This window comes from Nostoc sp. DedQUE04, from assembly GCF_034530995.1.
GTDB lineage: Bacteria > Cyanobacteriota > Cyanobacteriia > Cyanobacteriales > Nostocaceae > Nostoc.
The window spans coordinates 161,155-183,548 of the sequence record NZ_JAVRCA010000004.1; the positions used below are offsets into that span (position 1 = coordinate 161,155).

19 protein-coding genes are annotated in these 22,394 nt (G+C 40.7%); 6 read left to right on the forward strand and 13 right to left on the reverse strand.

Features of this window, described 5'->3' with window-relative positions; all coding sequences use genetic code 11:
* Positions 1-211: 211 nt before the first annotated feature.
* A complete protein-coding gene (locus RM049_RS04340; protein ID WP_194040360.1) occupies positions 212-931 on the reverse strand; it encodes a response regulator transcription factor in 720 nt (239 codons plus the stop codon).
* A 650-nt stretch (positions 932-1,581) separates the two neighbouring features.
* Here RM049_RS04340 and RM049_RS04345 point away from each other — a divergent pair.
* Complete coding sequence (locus RM049_RS04345; RefSeq protein WP_322703294.1) at positions 1,582-2,208, forward strand: CPP1-like family protein; 627 nt, start codon at positions 1,582-1,584, stop codon at positions 2,206-2,208.
* A 166-nt stretch (positions 2,209-2,374) separates the two neighbouring features.
* Here RM049_RS04345 and RM049_RS04350 read toward each other — a convergent pair whose 3' ends face one another.
* From RM049_RS04350 to pstS, 9 genes are all read right to left on the reverse strand, one after another.
* Positions 2,375-3,055: an HAD family hydrolase gene (locus RM049_RS04350; RefSeq protein WP_322703295.1), complete on the reverse strand. Its 681-nt coding sequence runs from the start codon at positions 3,053-3,055 to the stop codon at positions 2,375-2,377.
* Between the two features lie 118 nt (positions 3,056-3,173).
* Positions 3,174-4,280, reverse strand: coding sequence for a 4-hydroxyphenylpyruvate dioxygenase (gene hppD, locus RM049_RS04355; RefSeq protein ID WP_322703296.1), 1,107 nt, complete (start codon positions 4,278-4,280; stop codon positions 3,174-3,176).
* A 106-nt stretch (positions 4,281-4,386) separates the two neighbouring features.
* A complete protein-coding gene (locus tag RM049_RS04360; protein ID WP_322682449.1) occupies positions 4,387-5,091 on the reverse strand; it encodes an SDR family oxidoreductase in 705 nt (234 codons plus the stop codon).
* An 81-nt stretch (positions 5,092-5,172) separates the two neighbouring features.
* Positions 5,173-6,447 carry a transposase-like zinc-binding domain-containing protein gene (locus tag RM049_RS04365; protein WP_416212611.1) on the reverse strand — a complete coding sequence of 425 codons (1,275 nt, stop codon included), beginning with the start codon at positions 6,445-6,447 and terminating at the stop codon, positions 5,173-5,175.
* Positions 6,448-6,628: 181 nt separating this feature from the next.
* Entirely contained in the window at positions 6,629-7,408 is a 780-nt protein-coding gene (locus tag RM049_RS04370) for a phosphate ABC transporter ATP-binding protein (protein ID WP_322669962.1), read from the reverse strand.
* A 416-nt stretch (positions 7,409-7,824) separates the two neighbouring features.
* Complete coding sequence (gene pstB, locus RM049_RS04375) at positions 7,825-8,604, reverse strand: phosphate ABC transporter ATP-binding protein PstB (RefSeq protein ID WP_322669961.1); 780 nt, start codon at positions 8,602-8,604, stop codon at positions 7,825-7,827.
* Positions 8,605-8,675: 71 nt separating this feature from the next.
* Positions 8,676-9,557 (reverse strand): phosphate ABC transporter permease PstA, encoded by an 882-nt coding sequence (gene pstA, locus RM049_RS04380; protein ID WP_322699040.1) that lies wholly within the window; start codon positions 9,555-9,557, stop codon positions 8,676-8,678.
* Positions 9,558-9,630: 73 nt separating this feature from the next.
* Positions 9,631-10,608 (reverse strand): phosphate ABC transporter permease subunit PstC, encoded by a 978-nt coding sequence (pstC, locus tag RM049_RS04385; RefSeq protein WP_322703298.1) that lies wholly within the window; start codon positions 10,606-10,608, stop codon positions 9,631-9,633.
* Positions 10,609-10,788: 180 nt separating this feature from the next.
* Entirely contained in the window at positions 10,789-11,832 is a 1,044-nt protein-coding gene (gene pstS / locus RM049_RS04390) for a phosphate ABC transporter substrate-binding protein PstS (RefSeq protein WP_322703299.1), read from the reverse strand.
* Positions 11,833-11,991: 159 nt separating this feature from the next.
* Here pstS and RM049_RS04395 point away from each other — a divergent pair, with 159 nt between their 5' ends.
* The gene (locus RM049_RS04395; protein WP_322703300.1) at positions 11,992-12,393 is read left to right on the forward strand and encodes a pentapeptide repeat-containing protein; all 402 of its coding nucleotides are present in this window, start codon (positions 11,992-11,994) and stop codon (positions 12,391-12,393) included.
* A 54-nt stretch (positions 12,394-12,447) separates the two neighbouring features.
* Here the strand turns inward: RM049_RS04395 and RM049_RS04400 are convergent, their stop codons facing one another.
* On the reverse strand, positions 12,448-13,401 hold the full coding sequence (locus RM049_RS04400; RefSeq protein WP_322703301.1) for a stage II sporulation protein M: 954 nt from the start codon (positions 13,399-13,401) through the stop codon (positions 12,448-12,450).
* An 80-nt stretch (positions 13,402-13,481) separates the two neighbouring features.
* On the opposite strand from RM049_RS04400, the gene RM049_RS04405 reads away from it, so the two are divergent.
* Complete coding sequence (locus tag RM049_RS04405; protein ID WP_322669954.1) at positions 13,482-14,327, forward strand: hypothetical protein; 846 nt, start codon at positions 13,482-13,484, stop codon at positions 14,325-14,327.
* A gap of 45 nt (positions 14,328-14,372) precedes the next feature.
* Entirely contained in the window at positions 14,373-15,158 is a 786-nt protein-coding gene (locus tag RM049_RS04410; protein ID WP_322703302.1) for an RDD family protein, read from the forward strand.
* A 62-nt stretch (positions 15,159-15,220) separates the two neighbouring features.
* On the opposite strand, the gene RM049_RS04415 is transcribed toward RM049_RS04410, so the two are convergent.
* Positions 15,221-16,009, reverse strand: coding sequence for a DUF1868 domain-containing protein (locus RM049_RS04415; protein WP_322703303.1), 789 nt, complete (start codon positions 16,007-16,009; stop codon positions 15,221-15,223).
* Positions 16,010-16,422: 413 nt separating this feature from the next.
* Between RM049_RS04415 and holA the strand changes: the two genes are divergently transcribed.
* The gene (holA, locus tag RM049_RS04420) at positions 16,423-17,412 is read left to right on the forward strand and encodes a DNA polymerase III subunit delta (protein ID WP_322703304.1); all 990 of its coding nucleotides are present in this window, start codon (positions 16,423-16,425) and stop codon (positions 17,410-17,412) included.
* Between the two features lie 109 nt (positions 17,413-17,521).
* Positions 17,522-18,004 (forward strand): DUF4168 domain-containing protein, encoded by a 483-nt coding sequence (locus RM049_RS04425; protein ID WP_322703305.1) that lies wholly within the window; start codon positions 17,522-17,524, stop codon positions 18,002-18,004.
* Between the two features lie 344 nt (positions 18,005-18,348).
* On the opposite strand, the gene RM049_RS04430 is transcribed toward RM049_RS04425, so the two are convergent.
* The gene (locus RM049_RS04430; RefSeq protein ID WP_322703306.1) at positions 18,349-22,392 is read right to left on the reverse strand and encodes a PAS domain S-box protein; all 4,044 of its coding nucleotides are present in this window, start codon (positions 22,390-22,392) and stop codon (positions 18,349-18,351) included.
* Positions 22,393-22,394 lie beyond the last annotated feature (2 nt).

Below are 22,394 nucleotides of genomic sequence, written 5' to 3' on the forward strand. Positions count from 1 at the left end.
ACATACCAAGAAATATTTTCCAGTGGACTTTCTCCCCTGTTTACTATCTTAAATAGATAGATAAATATCTCAAATCACTGTTTGGCGTGTATTTGAGGAATATCTACTTATTTTGATTATCTAAATTTGTCTGTTACTAAAACTAAGAAAATTCACCAACCACTACCCCAAGAGTCAACAGTCAAGAGTTAAAAAACTCTAGACTATAAACTCAGGACTTGCCTTCCAACTGCTGGGGGTGAGCAGCAGATTCAAACTTATAGCCTACGCCACGTACAGTTTGAATTAATGCTGGCTGACTAGCATCAATTTCAATCTTCTTGCGAATTTGGCCGATATGAACATCTACAACCCGCTGGTCGCCGACATATTCATAATCCCACACCTCTTGGATTAGCTCTGCACGCCGCCAAACTCGGCCTGGATGACTAGCTAAAAAATGCAACAAGTCAAATTCCAGAGCAGTTAAGGGTACTGGTTGGTTATTAAGTGCTACCTCCCGTCGCACTGGATCGATCATAAGTTTTTCAAATACCAAGCGTTTCTGCTCGGCCGTAGTTATCACTCGCTGACGCCTCAAAATAGCTCCAACTCTGACTTCTAGCTCTCCTAATCCAAAAGGCTTGGTGAGATAGTCGTCAGCACCTTTAGCAAAGCCGCGAATTTTATCAGCTTCGTCAGCACGGCTAGTCAACATCAAAACAAAAACACCATTACGACTTTGCATCTCTTGGCAGAGGTTAAACCCTGTGACATCTGGTAAATTCACATCTAGAATCACCAAATCAGGGTTAAATTGCTCAAATAGATTTAAGGCTGTCTTTCCGTCTTCGGCAGCCTCCACCTGATAGTTCTGTTTAATCAAAAAGCGTTGGATTAAATTCCGAACCGCAGGGTCGTCGTCAACTACAAGAATCTTGGCGGGAGCCATGACCATTACTTTGCACAAAAATTCGTAAGATTAACAAGAGAGTTGCGTAAAAACGCAGTTGCCACTTTAGGACTAACTAAGAATCTACATGGCTACGGTATAACAATCCCGATTATTCTAAAATAAATACTCTAATCAGGATTGTGGGCAATGAGAAGGCGAAACTTCTGTTAGCCAACAGTATATAAGCGCTCTGACTTCAACTGCAACCGTTCTTGATAGCAAGACACCTTCTCGATCCCAGTTAGCTGGTAACTTAAAACGTTTCAATTTTAAATCGATATGTGGATATATACCACAAGCGATTATTCAGTATAATTAAAAAAAAACTCTTTTAGGGCACAGTAAGTTGCCAAATTTGAAACATTAAAGTTGATTTTTTCATAAAAACCATGACTTTTAGGTACTCTCCGTTCAAATTCTAGATTAGAGCCAGAATTAGACAACGACATGAGGGTATACACGGAGTTATAGCGATATGTTAAAGTGACTATAGTTGAAATTACAAAGTCGATCAAACTAACCCGTGCTACTATCCTGGTAGGGCATATAAATAGGTCGAGACTTTAGTTTCGATCGAAATAAAACCTAAAATTGTTTTTTATTCGATAAAAGACTGCCGCTGATTGAGGCTGAAGTAACAAACTCCCATGAGCGATCAAAATCCCTACGAAAAACTTGGGGTATCAGAAGAGGCTAGCTTCGATGAAATTCAAGATGCTCGTAATCGCCTATTCGATCAACATAATGGCGACGCCAAGCATTTAGAAGTTATTGAGGCGGCTTACGATGCGATTTTAATGGATCGCTTACGGATGCGCCAGGAAGGTAAAATCAAAGTCCCTGAGCGGATACGGTTTCCAGAGTTGCGAGTGCCATCGCCTCCTAAAGAAAGTCCAACCCCTCGCGAGCAGTCACCCGCATGGCTGCAACGGATGCTGGATCAGCCAACACCTGCCGATATACTCTTACCAGGAGCTTGGTTTCTCGGTTTGAGTTCTATTAGCCTGTTCTATCCAGAGGGAGGCGATCAAGTTTTGCAGTTAGCATTAGTGGTTGGCGTAGGCACTAGTATTTACTTTCTTAATCGCAAGGAAGGCAAATTTGGCCGAGCAGTTTTGTTCACCCTGGTCAGTTTAATAATTGGCCTAATCGTTGGGGGACTAGTTGCTAGCTGGCTCTTACCACAAATATCATTTATCAGTCTGGAAACGAATCAGTTCTCTACTGTAGTGACGTTTATATTGTTGTGGTTAGTTAGTAGTTTTCTACGTTAAACCACTGCCGTAAGCAGGTTTCGATAAAGAAGACATGGTTTATGTGTGTTCTTCTAAGATAAAAAGTCAGGAGTCAGAATAGGTATTCTGACTCCTATTTTAATTTGCAACCCGAATGCTGATTAATTGAATTATGTTGCAGGTACAGAGCCTTTTAGACAAGGTGTTAAGCTTTTAAAACTAAATCTACAGCAGCGCTAAAATCCTGAACAATTAAGTCGGGGTGGTAAAGTTCTAATTGGGTGCGATCGCGAATCCCGGATTCCACAGCCATTACCTTAATACCATAATTTTTCGCAGCGGTGATGTCGGCTTCCGTATCGCCTACCATCCAGGTATCAGCTGCGGGGGGCAGTTCTTCTAAAGCCCTAGCCATTAACAAGGGTTTATCTTCAATATCACGAGTCTTTACATAGTCGTTAGTCAAGCAAAAACAACGATTTTCTGGGAAAAATCTCCCTAAATCGTGTTTTTGGAAGGCATAATCTAGTTCCCGAAATCGGCGCATGGTCATAACTGCTAAATCAATTCCAGCTTGTTGAATTTTTAGCAGTGCATCCACAGCACCAGGCGCGAGGGTGTCATAGTCAAAGTAGGGTTCTGTATGCACAGTTTGTCGTCGCAGCTGGGCAAATTCTTGGGCTTGGGCTTCGTCTAACCCGGAATTTAAGGCGATTTGTTTTTCGGGAACACGCGATCGCTTTAACTGCCAAAATTCCGCTTTCGGAAGTTCTTGCACTACTTGATCTGGGCGACGGGTTTTATCTAAGCAGAATTGATAAACACGGTAGTACCGTTCGGAAACATCAATAATTGGGCCGTCGAAGTCAGTAATAAGTCTTAGCATCGGCGGTAAAAGTTAATTTTTATTAAGTTTATCTCAGATGTATGGCTATTTTTTGAGGGTATCAAGTCTAGCTAAAGGTTTTTTGTAAACTATTTTTAAGAAAGTATCGACAATTACCTCATTGCAGCGTACCGCGTTTAATTTGTTCGCTTTCAATGGCTTCAAATAAGGCGCGAAAATTACCTTCGCCAAAACCTTGAGCTTGGTAACGACGTTCAATAAACTCAAAGAAAAATGTCGGCTGTTCAAAAATGGGCTGGGTGAAAATTTGTAGTAATAAGGGTGCAGTATTTCCTCCGTCTAAAGGAGTATATTCTTGCCAGTCCACGAGAATTTCCTGTTGAGCGATCGCTTCTAATTCTAGAGGTGATAGCGTGAGTCCTGGTCGCTGTTTTAGTTGTGAGTAGTAGGTTTGGGGAACCGAGAGTAAGGATAAACCACTGGCACGAAATTTCGCGATCGCACTCACAAGATTAGTCGTCCGCAAGGCAATATGTTGAATTCCTGGCCCCCGATTGACATCTAGAAATTCCTGAATTTGAGAATTCTTGGAAGCAGGTTCATTAATTGGCAATTGAACGCTACCGTTACGCGAAACCATCACCTGGCTGTGTAAAGCAGAGTGATTGGTTTTAATTTTAAATGTTTGCTGGGGTTGAAAATCTAAGATATTTTCGTACCAAGCGACGGCACGATCTAATTCACCAACAGCCACGTTTAGCACTATGTGATCTATGGCAGTAATAGTGTTGTCATTTGTGATTTGTCCTACCCTGCAAGAAGCCGCAGAAGCGTCTATGTCATTAGTCATTTGTCCTTTCTCAAAAACCAATGACCTTTCTATCAACGTATGAGTCAATCCACCCCAGGCGGCAATTTTGCCACATTTGATGAACGCCGTACCTACCTGGCGTTCCTGGATGGGTTGTAGGATTGTAGCACCGTGCATTTGAGCTAGTGCGATCGCGCCTTCGACATCTTCGACAGCAAAAGCGACATCTGCCACACCAGGTGGATAGTGACGCAGAAATTCAGCTACTGGACTTGTGGGTAACAGTGGTGAAGACAGAAAAAAGCAAACAGTACCACTTTTTACCACTTCTGTACAAGTGTGAAATGAACTGCTGCGATCGTCAGTCACTGCTTGAAAACCAAGATGGCGTACAAACCAATCTCGCCAAACTTTGGCGTCTTCTACATAGAAATGAACGCGATCAATTTTCATAAATATTGAAAATCAAGCATAACAGTTTATATATCTGTAAATTTTGCCTTTTTTGCTAGATTTTCACTTCTTTCCTAAGCAAGAATTATGTAAGCATACTCCCCTTTTAAAAGAATAAATGACTATCAGGTTGAATGTTAATTTCCATTGGCACAGCCTGCGGTTCGGCAGAAAGAGCAAAGAAAATCGCATTGGCAGCAGTTTCAGGACTAAGCATTTTTTTTCGGTCTACTTTTAGGTTGACGTTATCCCAAAAAGGAGAATCTACCCCACCAAAGTAGAATAGCGTGAACTTGATACCAAAACGCTTGAGTTCTTCTGCCATGCACTTGCTAAAACCGACAACACCAAACTTAGAAGCCGAATAAGCCGCTGCCATCCCCATCGAATGTTTGCCCAGAATTCCTACGATATTACAGATGTGACCAGACTTGCGCTTTTGCATCTCTTCAGCAGCCGCCTGAGTGGTGTAAAAGCTACCTTTTAAGTTGACATCTAACATCTTGTCTAAATCAGCGGGTTCTAGGCTGTTGTAGGGTTTGAGTATACCAGCGCCAGCTGCATTCACTAAAATATCAATTTGACCAAACTCAGCGATGGTCTTTTCTATCAAAGTATCTACCTGCTGTGGGTCAGTAATATCGGTGGGAACAGTCAAAACTTGTCCTGGTAAATCAGCAGCCAATGTGGTTAAACGAACTGTATCTCTCGCAGCCAGTACCAACCGGACTCCGGTAGGCGCAAGTTTTTGTGTTAAAGCTGAACCAATACCACCAGTAGCTCCGACAATAACAACAACTTTATTCTGCATCGTATTATTTACATTTCTTTACATCTTTGTACATAATACTGAATTATAGGCTCAGGTTATACGTAGACATCTAAAAAGTATCTATTCGGAGAATAGCGGCATTACCTCATATTCCTTGCCATTCATTTTTAATGTAAACGTGGGAGATGATTGTAGATATTTGGTAAAATTGGAACATAACTTTAATTTTTTAATAATTGAATTAGGAGATTCTCCAGTTATTCTCCGTAACTCTGAGCCTAGTTTGGACACAGACACTTGAGTTTGGGGAGACTTTGTTTGTATATCTTGAATAATTTTTAATAATAATTTATCTAATGTTTTTTCATTAGGGATTTCCGCAGGATCTTCTTGAATTAATTGTGCAGATAAATTATTTATAATCGGGGTAATTTCTTCAATTTCTGGTTGCTTATGATGAGATTTATTATTGATATTGGATCTTTCTTGAAACAAACTTGTAATCGTTGTTAACCTGTGTAATCGAGTATTGATTGAATCTTGTTCATTTTTAATTAAATCTTGAATTTGCTCAACCACTTTTTCTAAAGATGGAACTTCTGTTGCCATTGCTAAAGAATAATGAGTGAACTTGCCAGTATTCCGGTTTTCTATATGCAAAGTTTGCCCTTGTCTACGTACCCAATAGACAATTAATCCTTGGTTTTGGAGTTCATTACAGAGGTGACTTAAAATCCCATCGCTAGAACAGACTAATATTTCTTTAACGGTTGGATAAGAACGTACAATACAAGCACCGAAAGCAATCATTTTTGCATCAGCACTATCCTTACCTTCTGGCACATGGACAAGTTGATAGCCACGGTTATATAGTTCAATATCTTGCTTTCCAATACTTGGATTTTTCCAGTTAGCAAATGCCATTTTAAATTGGAGAGGATACTTGCAGACACTAGCTAAAAATAATTCTGAATTAATATCTAATTTTAAGTTTTCTGCATCCAAAAGTAGAAGTGATATTCCTGTATCTAATTGATATTTTATTTCAGCTTTTGGTTGAATTTTTTGGATAAATTGGCTCAAAGCAGCAGATTCTAACCAACTAGGCGATAATATTGTTTGCAGCAGTTGTTCAGCTAATGTCAAACTAAAAGAGCTAAGGCTTTTTTCTGTGATTTCTTCTTCGGGCAGGTTTTTTAATAAAGAAAGTTCCGTCGTTTCAGCCGTAGATACTTTAGTATATCCGTTGCTGTTAGCAAGCAAGTCAGTTTCTAAGGAACGAGAGAATGCAGATTCTAGGAATTGTTTACCACAATTTTTGCAGAGGTAATTCTGCTTGTCATTCCGACGACCATTTTTACGATATGAAGTAGATTCGCACCGAGGACATTTCATTTTATGATTTAAGTGGTTTAGAGAAGATACTTTCCTCTAAATATAGAGTATAAAAACAGACTGTCAATATCAGTCTGCATTGCCTAAGACAAGAAAAACTCAAAGCAAGCAGAAATTAAATTCAATCTTAATTTCCACTTGCACTATGTCATATACTTCTAAATCGCTAGAGTGAAACGCTTTAACTGACGCGGGCGAAAATGTAGTCGCGGGTGCGAAAATCCACAGGGTTAGTAAAGATTTTATTTGTAGTACCAAATTCAACCATTTGAGTAATCCGATTTTCATTACTATGAAAGAAAGCCGTAAAATCAGATAGGCGAGTAACTTGCTGCATATTGTGAGTAACAATCACAATTGTTAACTCAGAGCGCAAATTATGGATCAAATTCTCGATTTTCATACTACCCATAGGATCGAGACCTGAACAAGGCTCATCCATTAATAGAACGTTCGGTTTGACCGCTAAAGCACGGGCAATACATAATCTTTGCTGTTGACCGCCAGAAAGCTCTAAAGCAGATTTGTGCAGTTTATTTTTCACTTCATCCCAAAGTTCGGCAGCTTTGATGGCAGATTCAACAATTCCATCTAATTCTACTTTCGGATGCCATCCAACTAACTTCACCCCATAAGCAACATTATCGTAAACGCTCATGGGAAAAAGATTTGGCTTGGGAAAAACCATACTAACTTGGCGGCGTAAGCGATTGATGTTAACGCGACGCTCATAAATACTCTGCCCAAAAAATTCTACTTTTCCTTCAACCCTTACTTCTGCCTCTAATTCACTCATGCGATTTAACGATTTAAGAAAAGTAGACTTCCCACAACCACTAGAACCAATAATTGCCGTGACTTTGTTTTGGTAAATATCCATTGACACGCCTTCAACTATCTTTTGAGTGTCGTAAGAGAAGCTGAAGTTTTTGACTCTGATGGCTGGAATTAGTTTACTCATATTCCTAAAACGTGTGAAACAAAACCTGACTAGGTAAAGTAGTACAAATTAGCGCCGCTGTTTCACTATGTTACCCCCAAAAGAAGATATTCATGGAAATTACGTAGCCATGCAGTAGCTATACAGCAGATAAACTGTTAGTCGATACTTATATTAAAGTTATGCCTCAAAATTTATCTTTTACAAACTTTTTATACCCACCTTTCACACCTTAACTATTGAACAAGGATTAGGTCTGGTTCGATTTAAAATAGCTATGTAGAAATCAAAATACGAATATTATATACTCCTCATGGGTAGTAAGGAGTTAATTTATTTTTATAAATAAATTAGTAACTTTTTTCAACTACACTTTATAAGTATCTTTTAGTACAAGATAGCTCGACAAAAATCAATAAGTCACGCTAGAACGTACCTTAACCGAAACGCCCTGAAATGTAGTCGCGGGTGCGAGGATCGAGTGGATTGTTAAATATTTGCTCTGTAGCGCCAAATTCAACCATTTGACCAATCCGACTTTCATCGGTGCTAAAGAAAGCCGTAAAATCAGAAACGCGAGCGGCTTGCTGCATATTATGGGTAACGATCGCAATTGTCAACTCAGACTGTAAGCTATGAAGTAGTTCCTCAACTTTCATGGTGGCGATGGGGTCAAGAGCCGAGCAAGGCTCATCCATTAGCAAAACTTTTGGCTTGACTGCTAAGGCACGGGCAATACATAATCTTTGTTGCTGACCGCCAGAAAGCCCTAAAGCTGATTTATCGAGCTTATCTTTGACTTCATCCCAAAGAGCAGCGCTGTGAAGTGCAGATTCGACAATTTCATCTAATTCTAATTTTGAATGCCTACCTGCTATTCTCATCCCGTAGGCAACATTTTCATAAATACTGATCCCAAAAGGATTCGGTTTTTGAAACACCATACCAATTTGGCGGCGTAACCGATTGATGTTGACACGACGATCGTAAATATTCTGACCAAAAAATTCTACATCTCCTTCAACTTTGACAGGCCCTTCTAATTCGCTAATGCGATTAAGAATTTTGATGAAGGTAGATTTACCACAACCACTAGGGCCAATAATTGCAGTTACTTGGTTCTGATAAATATCTATTGATACCTTTTCAATAGCTTTTGTTGTTCCATAGTAAAAGCTGATGTTTTTAACTTTGATAGCTGGAATTAGGTTACTCATGCTTGCCCAAGGTGCGAAAGAAAAATTGATAAAAATAGGATTCAGGAACCCGGATAAATATTATATAATTCTCATTTGATTTTTCTTTGCCTAATAACTAAGCGAGAAAGAATACTGACAGATAAAATTAAGCCGAGTAGAACTATAGAAGTAGTCCAGACCAATTGACTTTTTTGTGGGTCGGGGTCGTTATAAAGGTTAAAAATTAATACTGGTAAAGAAGCTGTAGGACTTAACAATCCTTCTGACCAATCTAAACTAAATAAAGCGGTAAAAATTAAAGGTGCTGTTTCACCAGCCGCACGAGCTACAGCTAATAAAATACCTGTAGTAATTCCGGGGATTGCAGTAGTTACAACAATGCGAAAAGTAGTTTGGAAGCGAGTTCCACCTAAAGCAGCAGAGGCGAGGCGTTGAGATGTAGGAATCAGTTTTAAGGATTCTTCTGTTGTCAGTATAATTACAGGTAACATAATTACGGCTAAAGCAAAACCACCTGCGATCGCACTAAATCCTTTAGTGACCAAAACTATTACACCATAAGCAAACACGCCGACAACAATTGAAGGTACGCCTGTAAGAATGCTGGTGACAAAGCGAACAATACTAGCAACTGGATTAGTTTGACTAAATTCTGCTAAGAAAATTCCTGTCATGATTCCTGTGGGAATGCTTAAAATAGCACCAATTACCACCATAATTATGGTTCCCAAGATAGCATTGCCAAAGCCATTATCAATAACTGCTTTGACAAACATTTCTGATTTGAGTCCAGATATTCCCCGAATAAAAATTTCCCACAAAATTGATAATAAAGGAATGAGTACTAGACCTGTAAGACCAAAGGCGATCGCATTCATTGTATAGGTAAATATTACCCGCTTTCTTGGCAGAGGACTGCATAATTCTGCCGCCAAAGATTCATCTTTTTCTGATTGAATGTAACCACTCATAAGTTTGACAAATTTTTATTGATAAATGTCTTGTTAACTGAGGTATTTGTAGGAATTTAAAAATAAGATAGTGTTATTTATTTTTTCTGCCAACCCACTTCACTAAGATGACAGCGCCAATATTTACAGCTAAAGTCAACCCAAACAAAATCAATGCTAAATAGCTTAAAGCACCTATATGCAAACCCGGTTCAGCTTCGGCAAATTCATTAGCTAATACAGAGGGAATTGTATAAGCTGGATCGAGTAAAGAAGCGCTGATTTGAGCAGAGTTACCAATCACCATAGTAACGGCCATTGTTTCACCCAAAGCTCGTCCTAAAGCAAGCATTGCTGCACTTACTATTCCAGAAAATCCAGATGGTAGCAAGACTCGAAAAATTGTTTCCCAACGAGTGCCACCCAAAGCCATAGATGCAGAACGTAATTCTTTAGGGATAGCCATTAAGACATCACGACTAATTGCTGCCATTGTGGGCAAAATCATGATGGCGAGAATAATTCCAGCAGTCAACATATTAGTCCCAGAAGGATCTTCTGTATTAAACAGTGGTATCCATTTAAAAGTACTGGCTAACCACTTTTGTAGAGGTTCTAGAACTGGAATAAAGACAAAAATCGCCCATAAACCAATAATTACACTAGGAATTGCAGCAATTAATTCAACAACAAATGCTAGGGTGATTCGCAGCGATGTAGGTAAAAAATTTTCACTTGTGACCAAGGCTACTGCAATTCCCACAGGGACAGCGAATAAAATAGCGATCGCACTACTTACCAAAGTTCCATAAATATAGGGTAATGCACCAAAAATCTGATTACCTGTATCCCAATCTTGTCCCCACAAAAACCCTATTCCAAACTGCTTAATGGCTGGTAGAGCTTCGTGTAAAATTACCCAACTCATTAACAATAGTACTGCAACAGTAATCACAGCAAAAAAGTATACTAGCCGTGTAAAACCTTGGTCAAACCAGAAATTTGTGCCGCTAGTAGTAGTTAGATTGAAATTTTCATCGCCTAGATTTGATTTCTCTGATAAATTTGCCATTACAAATCAATAAAATAGTTTTTTCTTACTATTAGAGCGAGTTATTAACTCAGTCTATTAGGGGAGGAAAATAGTAAAATAATCCCCCTAAACCTCTTAAAAGGGGGATATATTCAAAGCATTCTTTCCTTTTTAAGGGAATAGAGGGATTTCTTATGCGTAAGTCTTAAAAATTGTAAATTAAGGCTTGACAGAACTATTCACTGTCTGAAGCACTCGATTTGCTACATCAGATGGAATTTTGGTGTAGTTAAGGTCATCGTTATACTGTTGACCGTCTTTTAATACCCAATTAATCCATTTTTTGATTGCATCAGCTTTAGCAGCATTAGCATACTGTTTGTAAACCATTATCCAAGTAAGACCGACAATGGGATAACCTTGTCCTGGATCTCCTATAAAAACGCGGTAGTTGTCTGGGAAAGTGACAGTTGATAAAGCTGCATTTGCAGATTCTAAAGAAGGAGCAACAAATTCTCCGTTCTTATTTTGTACCAGTGCTGATTTCAGATTGTTTTTGACAGCGTAGCTATATTCTACATAACCAATAGAACCAGGAGTACGAGCTACTATAGCAGCTACACCTGGATTTCCTTTGCCTTTGAGGACATTTGGCAGATTCCATTTTGGAGCAGTGTTAGTTCCAACTCTGCCTTTAAAATAACCGCTGATGGCACTTAAGTGATTTGTAAAAATGAAAGTTGTACCGCTACCATCAGCACGAACAGCAAATTTAATTGTTTGATTTGGTAGATTAGCGCCTGGATTATCAGCTTTAATTTTCGCGTCATTCCATTTGGTAATTTGACCTGAATAAATTGCTGGTAGTGTAGCGCGGGATAATTTGAGATTGTTAACGCCTGGAAGATTGTAAACAACAGAAACAGCACCGCCTGCTGTAGGTACTAAAATTGCACCATTCTTGACTTTAGCAATTTCATCATCTTTCATTGCAGCATCACTACCACCAAAGTCAACGGTTCCAGCGATGACTTGACGAATACCACCACCACTACCAATTGCTTGGTAGTTAATTTTCAAGTCTGGATATTTCTTCTTCACTTCACGAGCATAGCGTTCGTAAAGCGGAGCTGGGAAAGTTGCTCCTGCACCATTGAGAGTTTCAGCTTGTGCGATCGCACCAAAAAATGGACTAAGTGCAACAGAAGTTGTCACCATTGAAGTAGCAACGACACGATTCAATATGGCGATCGAAAAAATCATATTGCCTCTGATTAAAGGAATATTTTACTGCTGGAATTCCAGTCTTAAATAGGCTACATTTTGTATGGTTAAAGCTTATTTAACAATTGATAAGCAACACTTTAAGATATGCTTAAATCCAATAAAGTTTATGATAGAAAGGGATGCGGGAGTTAAGGTATGAATGTTGAAGAATTTTTCAGTCGTTTGAATGCTGGAGAGACTAATTTTACCGATATTGACTTGAGAGGTGCTTGCTTGATCAGATCCGGCCTGAGAGATATCAACCTTAGTGGATCTGACCTCAGAAATGCTGACCTGACTGATGTAGATTTGGCTCGTGTCAACTTGATGGGTGCTAACCTCAGTGGTGCTATTTTGCTGAATGCCAACTTAGAATACGCTATTTTTATAGGGGCTGACCTCAGTGGTGCTGATTTGGACGGCACCAACTTTGAGAATGCCGACCTCAGTAATGCCAATCTTAGAAATGCCATTATCGGGAACCTTCGTGATGCCATTCTCTGCAATACCATTTTGCCAAATGGAAGAATTAGCAATGATGGTTGTGGACGTGGATGAAGAATAATTTTGATTTGAGGTCAAAAGCTCAACGCTTTCTGAATCTAAATTATTTTATGTTTGCTTGCGGCTACAATACATTACCAAAAGTATAAATAATCCTATCCCTGCTAGATATTTAATCGGCTCAGGTACATTAGGATTAGGGGAGAAAAAACCTTCGATCGCACCAGCAAGAATTAACATTGGTACAATCCCAAATACTAGCTGCACTGCCTGATATCCATAAAATTTCAGTGCATCTCCACGGCGATATTTACCAGGAAATAAAATTGCTCTTGCTAATAAAAATCCCGCACCCCCAGCAAAAAAGATTGCAGGTAACTCCAAAGAACCATGCGGAAATACAAAGGCCCAAAAAGGATAAGCCAGATTATTTTGACCGACTAAAGTACTAACAGCACCAATTAATAAACCATTAAATACCATCAAATAGGCTGTGTATGCTCCACCTGTCATACCACCAGCAACAGCCCCAAAAGACACCGACAAATTATTGATTGCGATGCCGCTGGATGCCAAAGGTTCAACACCAACAATTGAACCCATCCATAATTTATGCTCATCTCGCACTTTGGTAATCAAGCTTTCAGGTACAATCAAAGGCATAAAGCTGGGGTTTTGCCAAGAATACCACCAAGCCACTAGTGCGCCTAGTAGAAATAGCGCCGTTGCCATAGCAATATATACAAATGTTTTCTGGACTACAGATGGTAATCCCCAACGATAAAATTCTAAGATTGCCTGCCATTCCTGCCGCCGCGAACCTTGGTAAATCTGCGTGTAAGCACGAGTTGTTAAAGATTGTAAACTTTGGATTAAAGTATTGCCGATTTGCTGAGTGCGGGCGCGTGCCAAATCTGCGGCTACGGAACGATACAAACTCGCTAACTCTCTAATTTCTGCTGCCCGTAAGGACTTTAACCCTTTTTTTTCTATCTGCCTTAATAAAGCATCCAAACGCTGCCAATTAGGTTCTCGTCGCGCAATCCAACGTTGAATATTCATGAATTTTGGGAACACTGAGTTTAACTTAGCTTAAGATAGCCTCAAATTGATCTCCGTAATTTCAAGGGAAATTTAGCATTATGTCTGAAAACTTTGGATCTTCCGGCCAGATACAACCACTGAGTATCGGTAACGTTGTCAGTGCTGCGGTACGGTTGTATCGTTCTCATTTGAAGACTTATCTTAACCTAGCTGCGATCGCGCACTTGTGGGTTCTGGTTCCTGTGTATGGTTGGGCAAAATATGCAGCCATTTCTGGACTCATTTCACGCTTGGCTTTTGGAGAATTGATTTACCAACCTGAAGGTGTTCAAACTGCCAGGAGCCATATTAATCCACGCCTTTGGTCATTTTTAAGAGTTGGTTTGCAAGTAGGTATATATTTACTGCTAATTTATATTGGATTAGCGATCGTGGGCGGTGTAGTAGCTAGCTTGATCGGAGTAGCATTAGGAGGAATATTAGGTACTTCAGGCGTTATAGTCATAACCACATTGGTAATAATTGTAACGGCAGGCATTATATTGTTAGGACTAACCTGGTTCTACTCCCGTTGGATAGTAGCTGAAGTACCCTTAGCAGTTGAGGAAAATATCAATGGTGGCGAAAGTGTTGCCAGAAGTTGGGAGTTAACTAAAGCCTCAGTCTTTCGCATTCAAGGCATTGTTTTAGTTGCTTTTATCGTGACAATGCCGTTGGTGTTTGTATTAAACTATATACCTAGCTTATTCCTAATTAAACTTGAGCCTGGTACTGCTATTTACTCGATTGTGTATATTATTTCTGTGATTGGCAGTTTGATCGGTGGAGTTTTAGTCATGCCATTTTGGCAAGCACTAAAAGCTGTTTTATACTTGGACTTGCGTAGTCGGCGTGAAGGTCTAGGTTTGCAATTACGAGAACCTCCCTCGCAAGATTTTCGTTAACTCAACATCTTAATCCAACTCTATTAATTTTGAATTAGTTAAAATATGCGCTTTTTTAATCGCATTACATTCCAGACTCCAGAAAGTGTAGAGTTGGAATTCACTCTAGCAGGAATCGGGAATCGAGCTTTGGCACTCCTGATTGACTATACAGTGTTGGGTGTAACTTTGCTTCTGTTTGTCCTTACCTGGAGTATCTTCTCGACACAGCTGTTAAATTTTGTTGAATACTTTTTTGCTAAATTACCAAGTTTAGATATTTGGTTGTTAGCAATTTTCTTCATTATCGCCTTTGCAATTTACATCGGCTATTTTGTATTTTTTGAAACCCTATGGTTTGGGGAAACTCCTGGTAAACGGTTTGCCAAAATTCGTGTAGTTCGAGATGATGGTAGACTGATCGGGCTACAACAAGCAACACTACGTGCTTTACTGCGACCCTTTGATGAAACTTTGTTTATCGGTGCTTTTTTAATTATGTTGGGTAGCCGCGAAAAGCGCTTAGGTGATTTGGCTGCTGGCACAATTGTCATTCAAGCCCAAACACCGACTGCATCTGCAAGATTGATAATTTCGGAACAGGCAAAAGGACTTCATGAACAGTTAATCGAAATTGCTGATTTCTCGCAATTGATGCCAGATGATTTTGCTGTGATTCGTGAGTATTTACAGCGACGCGGTGCAATGTCGTTAAAGGCAAGAACCTCACTATCTCTAAAGCTAGCCGAGCAAGTTAAAGCTATTATTAATTTAGAAAAATTGCCAGAAGCTGTTACGCCTGATGTTTTTTTAGAAGCAATTTACCTCGGTTATCAACAACCGAAATTTTAAGCTGATTGATAATGAGTAGTCAGTAGCCAGTGAATGGAAACTACTGACTACTAACTAATTACTTAAAAATCCAAAATCGGCCAGTCTGATTCACGATAATAGCGTGTCATGTTGTCAAACTTTCGTAATTCAACACGATCGATCGAGAATTCTGGCAAATTCAACAGCCATTGTTCATTCAATTGAGAAAGTATAGTGCTGAAATTTATCCGGTCTAGGTCAGATGAAACCTCCCCAAAATAGGCTAATGTAACATGGGCTGTGAAGTGATAATGCTGCTCAATACCCAAGGCAATTAACTTGGGATTTTGATAAATTGTTCGACGAAATTGAATAATTTCCTCGTAACAACGTTCATCTTGGGGGACTAAACAAATGGCTATGGCTCTTGGCATCAGTATTAGTCCCAGCATTTGCCATTTAATTGGATGACTTCTGTTTGTCATCAATTGTTGATATTTTTGAAATATTTCAGCTAAACAAGAGTGTAACTCCTCGTCAAATTTAGGATTTTTTTCGTAGGCATCAAGGTAAGCATTGTCCCAAATTAAATCCGCTAAAGTCAGATGGAAGCTAGCAGGAGGTACAGGTACAATCAAATTACGGTTTACAGGCAACTGCAAAAGTTCCTGTTGATAAGTCTGTAATTTGGCATAGAAAGCAGAATTGTGTGATTCTTCTTCTGCCGGCGGGGTAATTAGCGTATAGCCAGGAAAGGATGCCGCTTGTCTCAACCCAGAATGTAGCTGAAATTTAGAAGATTCCTGAATATGCTGGGCTTGGGATCTGTAGGCTTCTGGCAGCGTCAGTCTTGCTAACCGATTTAAGTAAGTTTGATAGTTGTCGTCCAATCTTCATAGCCTCACGCTCTCACTTGATAGATTTTAGGGAAAATTACCTTGATTAAGAGAATGATTTCAAAAGTATTTAATTTTTGCGAATGGGGAATGGGGAGATGAGGGAGATAGGGGGACAAGGGGCATAGGTGTCAACTTCAGCTGGAAATAGCTTATCTGTTGGCTTCCATGCCCGCCCAGAAATAAATTTTCCGGCTTTTAGCTTAAGTCTACTGAAGTAGATTGGAGATTTTTGGCGATATTTAGTCATCTTCAGATGACTTTAGCGATGAGACGGGAATTTCAATTCCCGGCGGACAAGGGGTTTTGCGTTAAGTTGACACGTATGGACAAGGGGGTAAACAAAACTCCTAACTCTTAACTCCTAACTCAGGACTCCTAATGCCCATCTACTAAGAGGTTTATCTATGCCAATCTATGTTTACTGGGGTGAAGATGATTTTGCGATGGAAAAGGCGATCGCACTTTTGCGCGATCGCGTCCTCGATCCTCAATGGACAAGTTTTAATTACACTGCATTCTCCCCAGATCGAGCTGATGCTGCTATCCAGGCGTTAAATCAAGTGATGACGCCTACTTTTGGCGCTGGTGGGCGTTTGGTATGGCTGATAAACACCACTCTGTGTCAGCACTGTCCTGAGAATGTGTTGGCAGAATTGGGGCGATCGCTAAGTGTCATTCCCGAAAACTCATTTTTATTGCTCACCAGCCGCAATAAGCCAGATGAACGCCTCAAATCCACGAAATTGTTAAAACAGTTTGCTACCGAATTCCGAGAATTTCCTCTTATCCCACCTTGGAAAACAGAATTACTGGTGCAATCTGTTAATCAAGCAGCCCAGACTGTAGGCGTGAAACTGACTGCCAATACTTCCCATCTGTTGGCAGAAGCCGTAGGAAATGATACACGGCTCCTTTACAATGAGTTAGAGAAATTACGGCTATATGTCCAAGATAGCAATCAGCCTTTAGACACAGATACTGTTACAAAGTTAGTAAGAAATACTACCCAAAATAGCTTACAATTAGCAGCAGCAATCAGAACAGGAGATACAGGTAAAGCTTTGACAACACTAGCAGATTTGAGCAATGCTTCCGAGCCGGGATTACGGATAGTTGCGACACTGATTGGACAATTTCGCACCTGGCTGTGGGTGAAGATTATGATAGAAAGTGGGGAACGGAATCAACAAGCGATCGCTGTTGCCGCTGATATCGGTAATCCCAAACGAATTTACTTCTTGCAGCAAGAAATTAAGCTGCTTTCTGTGCAACAGTTAATCTTTTGCTTACCCCTACTGCTGGAATTAGAGGTTAGCCTTAAGCAAGGAGCATCAGAAATGTTAACACTCCAGACTAAAGTTATCGAACTTTGTCAAGTATGCCGAGGAAATTGACAATCAAATATAAAAGCTTAATCTATTGAGCAGTTCCTGGAACTTCCAACTCTGAAAATAATTCAAAGTTCTTATAATATCCCTGATGTAGTTTCGTGTCATACACTATATGAAGAAAATTTCTGATTTATTTTCCCGAACTGGCCGAAAGCGAACCCTGTCGCGATCGTTATTGTTCGGTGCGATCGCTACTGTAAGTGTGATTTCTAACGGTTTTTCATTGAGTTCTAAAGCTAACGCTCAAACTCCAGCACCAATAGTTAACAATACTGAAATCGACAGTTACGCTCAAGCCGTGCTAGCAATGGAGCCAGCCCGTCAAAATGCTTTTGAAGAAATTAAAAAACTTATTGGCAATGGAGAAATCCCCCAAATTGTTTGCAACGATTCTAATAGCATAAATGGTCTTCCAAAGAAGGCTCAAGATATCGCAGTCAACTACTGTAACCACGCTCAAAAAATTGTCGAAGATAATGGTTTAAAATTTGAACAGTTCAATAAAATTACTATAGAACTACAAAATAATACGATCTTAAAAAGGCAGGTTTACAATACCCTATTACGCCTGCAACAACCTGCTGAGTCTCGATAAGTAGAAGAGGCTACTTCAATTAAGGCACTTAGTAAGAAAGTGGCTAATTACTATGGGAATCAAAACTCAATTATTCGGACATTATCGTAGTCCTATTTGATTCATGAAAATATAGATAAGGCAACGAACCTCTTTCTCTAGGAGACATAGGGGTGAATTTAATTCATATTCCCCAATGCCCCATTTCTAATTCCGTCCTAATACTCTTCGGTTAAGGCAAGAGACGCGATGAATCGCCGTCTCTACAATAATAATTGGTCTTTCGTAATAGCATCATCTGTTAACGTTGCGGCTGGAATTCTCTTTTGTTCTCACATCCTTGTGGGGCATACTGATGTCGCTGACTAAACTCCAGGGGGTGGGGGCAGAGGGGCAAAAGAGCCGAGGTGGGCATTCTTCAGAAGTGGTAGTTTGACGGTAAACGTCGCTCCTTGTTCTTTGCCTGGGCTATCTGCGCGGACAGTACCGCCATGTAATTCTACTAAATGACGGACGATCGCTAATCCTAGTCCTAATCCACCATAGATTCTAGTGCTAGAACTATCAGCTTGACGAAAGCGATCGAAAACGTAAGGAAGAAAATCAGAACTGATACCAATGCCTGTATCAATCACCTGAATTTGGGCATATTTATCCGTTGTCTGTTGTTTTTCTTGTCCACTAACCACTGACAATTGCAACTCTACCCTTCCGCCAACGGGTGTAAATTTGATGGCATTGGATAGCAGATTCCAGATAATTTGTTGTAAGCGCTCGAAATCCCCGGAAACTAAATATTGAGAATTTTCACTCGGCTTGCTGTCATTGGAATGTTGATTAGTTTGAGATTGTGCTGCTGGAAATTCGAGATTTTCGCGATTAACTCCTAATTCCCAATCTGAATTTGGTGTTGCTTTTGAGGAAATTAGGGAAAATCTCAAATCGATTTCCTTGGATTGGGCGGCTAAACTAACAGTCTTGATGGCTGACTCAATGATGGGAACCAAATTACAAGTACGGACATTGAGGCGTAACTGGCCTCTACTCATCCGCGATATATCCAGTAAGTCTTCAATTAACTGGGTTTGCGCTTTGGCGTTGCGTTCAATTGTCTCCGTTGCTCTAGCCATTTGGCTATCACTGAGCTTGCTTCGTTGCAGTAATTGCGCCCAGCCAAGGATGGCATTGAGGGGCGATCGCAATTCATGGGATAATATTCCTAGAAACTCATCCTTCATCCGGTTGGCTTGTTGTAACTGCTCAGTTTGTTGTTGCAAAGAAGCAATTAAACTAGCCCGTTCCATTGCGATCGCTATTTGGTCGCATACTGCTTGCATCATCCCTTTTTGATTGTCGGTGAAGCTTAACCGAGTGCGGCTGCCAAAAGAAAGAGTACCTAATAACCGTCCTTGGGCTATTAATGGGTATGCATAATAAGCTGTAATTCCAAAAGAACGAATCAATTCTGTTTTCGGGTCAATTGATTGCTGCACATTCTCTAGAGCAATCGCATAACGCTCATGGGCGACAGTCGCACAAACCGCCTCAGTAAATTCCAAGGATTCGATTTGGTTTGCTAGTTCTGGGGAAAAGCCGCTGTAAGACTCTAGCCGCATTACCTGAGAGTTATCCTCAACCAAATAGTTAAAGTAAATATCTAAACCAATTTGGTCTCTTAGTTTTTGGTAGACGCTATCGATTAGTACTACTGGTTGCTGACTCGATAATAAATCATTGGCTGTGTCAAATAGTAGCTTTAACCTTTTGTAACTTAATGAGAGGGCTTTTTGTGCAGTCTTGAGGTTGCTGATTTCTTGGAACACTAAGATACAGGTAGCCGGATGACCGTGCATTGCTGGTAAGGTATCAGCAAATACTAGTAGAGAGCGCACGCCAGCGGGAGTATGCCAGTCCACCTCCAATCCATTCAGGCTTTCGCCACGGGCAACCCGCACTCCTGGCATAAGTTCATTGGGGATGCGATCGCCAGCTGCATCTGTATAGTAGTAAGCTGTGTGATAATCTTCGGCGGGTATCCCTTTGGGAAATTCGCCCCCAGCTAATTCGTCAGCAGAGCGATTGGCAAAAGTTACCCGCGCCGTTCCTGGTTCGATAAACAGCAATGGTCTTGGCATCAGATTTAACACATTCTCTAGCCATTTTTGCTGCTTTAGGAGTACTTCCTCTGCCTGTTTGCGCTCCGTAATATCTAAAAATGCGCCAACGCTTCCTCTGGTTTTACCCTCTTCGTCAAACAAGGGTGCAACGTACTCCAACAAGTTGACGATTTTGCCATTTTCATGGACGACATCAAGTTCACAATCCAGAACTTCGACACCATGAGCAGCAGAGTACTGCATTGGGAGTTCTTCTGTTGACAGTTCCCTTCCCTGGCGATAGATTTTAAAGCTTGTTGGTCTTTCGTCCAAGTCAGCACTGAGGGAGGCATTTGTATCTGACGATATCCCCAACTGCTTCGCAAAAGAAAGGTTGACCTTAATATTTTGGCATTTTGGATCTTCGGCAATGCCAATTCCAATAGGAATGACCTCCAACAAAGTTTGTAATTCAGTTATGCGGCGCTGTAGATCCCTGTTTAGCTGTAAGATTTGTTCCTGGGTCTGCTTTTGCTCGCTGATGTCGCGAGTCACAGTTGCTAAGGCAATTGGCTGACCTGTTTTGTTATCTGTAACAGTGAAGATATTGTAATCAACTGGTATCGGTTGACCTGTTTGGAGATGCCGGAAGCAAAATTCTCCCTGCCAGCGCCCTTCTGATAGTACAGTCGGCAGTATATATTTTTGAAAATAGGCTTTGTCTTTGGGCATGAAGTAATCTAATACTGCTTTTTGCCTGACTTCATTCAGGTTGGCAAACCCTACCAACTTTTGACCTGCATCATTTATGTAGAGTAATTGACCCTCAAGGGTGGCAATGCCGATAAAGTCAGAGCTATTTTCTACCAGCAATGCTAATTTTTGTTGTTCTGCTTCTGCTTGTTTGCGTTCGCTCAAGTCGAGGATAAAGGCTACTGACTCTTCGCGGTTTTCTCCTAGCAGCACGTAACCAACTAAAATCGGGATACGGCTACCATCCTTGCGAATAAATTCTTTCTCGTAGGGCGTACAAGCAGCGTCGGTGTTTCCTTGGGCTTCAGCGATACCTTGTTCGTCTAAATATAAATACTCTGGTGGTGTGATATTGCGCCAACTGAACTTACCAGTTAACAAATCCTCCCGCGCGTAACCAATCATCCTCAAGAATTCGTCGTTTGCTTGCTGGATACCGCCATACACATCGCTAAAGAGAATACCGATGACGTTAGCATCTACAAAACTTCCTAGTTTAGCTTCGTAGGTTCTCAGTGCTTTTTGGGCAAGGTCGCGTTGATAGCTGAGGCGTTCAATAACCCTGGCACTTTGCCAAATCAAAATAGTAAAAATTACAATCAGAACGATCGCAAATACCGATATTGCAAATGCCGGATCGTATTGTCCTGCCCGTTGACCTTCGACAATTACCCATCCTAATATAAAAGGTACTGCGATCGCGGCAACTAGTAAACGACGTGCAAGTAAGCCGCCGTAACTATCACTTGTAACTACCCTCATTAAGCCATGTTCTGCCCGCGCCCACAGAATCCCTATACTTAGTAATAAGAACAACAGCGCCGTGTGTAACGCCATTGATGTTGTATAAGGGGCGAGTCCGTAAAGAACTTTCACTTGGTAGGCATAGCCCATCAGCGCCTGAAAGGAAATTAAAGTAGCAATCAGAGTAATAATTTGGGCATACCAATAACTGCGGTGGGTTTTTGGATGAATCAGAATCTGTAGGGCGACACTGACTAGTATAAAGTTCAGTGCTGTGTTCACCCCCATCCGCCCCGGATGCAATGTCGCTAGACTAGTTCGCGAATCACAAAACACCAACTCATCAATGCCCAGATTCCAACCGAATATATATTGACATAGAGTAAGCGCCGCAATTGTGGTGACAGCTATTGCACAGACCTGAGAGATGAGAAAAGTAAGTACGGGCAAGGAGGCTGTGGAACTATGCGGGTAATTTTGAATTCTTCTTTCCCCCCTGCTCGACGGCAGTTGCTCCTGGGGGAAACCCCCAAGACCGCACTGCCTCCCCTGCTCCCCTGCTCCCCTGCTCCCCTGCTCATCTTTGAAAAATAGCCACAGTGACACACCAGACAACACAAAACACAACGCCGTGTTGACTTTCATCGTGGCAGGACTACCAGGGAAGCCGCGCTTAAGAACCTCAATTCCAAGACACCAGCCAACTAATACCAAGCTACCAACAAAAACAGCGATCGCACTTGCGACTCTTGCCACAAGTGCATTTGTAGAGATTTTAAATCTATCTTGCAGCCGCAAGCGGTTAATATTTAACATTG